Below are 1,491 nucleotides of genomic sequence, written 5' to 3'. Positions count from 1 at the left end.
CATTAGAAAACCCTTACTCAGAAATAAATTCCAATTCATAACCTAAACCAAAAATCAGATTAATGCCAGCTCTAGTAGGCATTTAAAACTTGGTGCATCTCACATTTGTAATGGTGCGCTTGACCCTGTGAGCATTAGATTCTCCACGGGTCGTACCTAAATGTTGCTAGTGGTGCGTGATGAGACGAGTTCGCCCTCATTTTCTCGGTAGCCAGTGTTAGGACAGTGCGTCCGATTGTAACCGGCAAGATGCCGGTTCCACCCAACGGGTCAAACAGCTTTAATGAGATGCACCTTTTAAAACTTAAATCCAGCAACACCAGTAATCTTGATCAAACCATAATTTTGAGTTCAATTAAAAAAGTATGTTGAGTAATTTTTTGCCAGATGAAGTTAGTGATCCAACTGAAGTTAAAACATCTTTTTTAAAGATTAGAGGTAAAACGTTAATCTTTGGAAATGTTGTTTACCAAATTGATAATATTGCAAGTATCGGATTAGTTAATTTGAGCAAAAATACTACAGAAAAAAAGCCAATGAGCAATGTTTTTATTGCTTTATTTGTTATCCTGATATTATTATTTATATCTTCTGTATATTATGGATTTTTTTCAAAAATAATTGTTTTCATCATAGCTATTGGAGCTTGGTTAATTTATGACTATAATAAAACTATAACTAAAACCATAGAAAAATATGGTATGACTATTTATACAAATAGTGGCCTGAAGAAAATTTTAGTAAGTAGGGATAAGGAATTTATTAAAAAAGTTATTTTAAATTTGTATAGTGTGATGAATAGCAATGAGCCCAAAGCTATTACTTTTAACTTTGAAAATAAATCTATAGAAATTCAAAATAATATTGGTTCTCCTGTAGTTTCAGGTAATGTTGAAGGGGATGTTGTGAGCCGGGTTTAAAAATTATCACACTCTGATTATTGTCAATCTATTCAATGAATTAAGGAGCTCAAAAGTGAAAAATAAACCGATTAAAAGAATTGTTAGAAATAATAATCCAATTAAGATTAATAATAATAAGAATAGCCCTGTAACATCAGGTAATGTATCAGGTAATGTATCAGGTAATACATATAATAATTCAGAACAGAATAGGAATCTTGCTGAAGCTGCTAAGGAGATTCAACAACTTCTAAAGCAGCTAGAACAGTCATATACTGGAAATTTTCAAATTGCAACTAAAGCCATAGAACATATTGAAAGCAAACCAAAACGGTTCCCGAAGACACTTAATGCCTTAAAAGCAGGAAGCATTCAAGCTTTGGAACAACTCCTCAATCATCCCGCATCCAGTTTTTTTATTGGTGCTTTGGAAGAATGGCATAAAAACTAGGGCAAATGCATCTAAACCAGAACGGGCTTTGGCTCCCTCACCCCTGAATTTTAGGGTCAAGAATGAAACAGCCCCCCGATCAAGCTCGGGGGGCTAATAAGAATATTTCAGGCAAGCATCAATGCCTTAGCCTTTAGA

General features: G+C 33.9%; 2 protein-coding genes. Both read left to right on the top strand.

What is annotated here, in order from left to right:
- Positions 1-380 precede the first annotated feature (380 nt).
- Positions 381-920, top strand: a complete 540-nt coding sequence (locus F6K49_RS48290; protein ID WP_293109770.1) for a DUF6232 family protein — start codon at positions 381-383, stop codon at positions 918-920.
- 55 nt (positions 921-975) lie between these two features.
- A complete protein-coding gene (locus F6K49_RS48285) occupies positions 976-1,353 on the top strand; it encodes a hypothetical protein (RefSeq protein WP_293109768.1) in 378 nt (125 codons plus the stop codon).
- Positions 1,354-1,491: the final 138 nt, after the last annotated feature.

The sequence above is a fragment of the Moorena sp. SIO3I6 genome, assembly GCF_010672095.1.
This window is presented reverse-complemented; position numbering and strand designations above follow the sequence as displayed.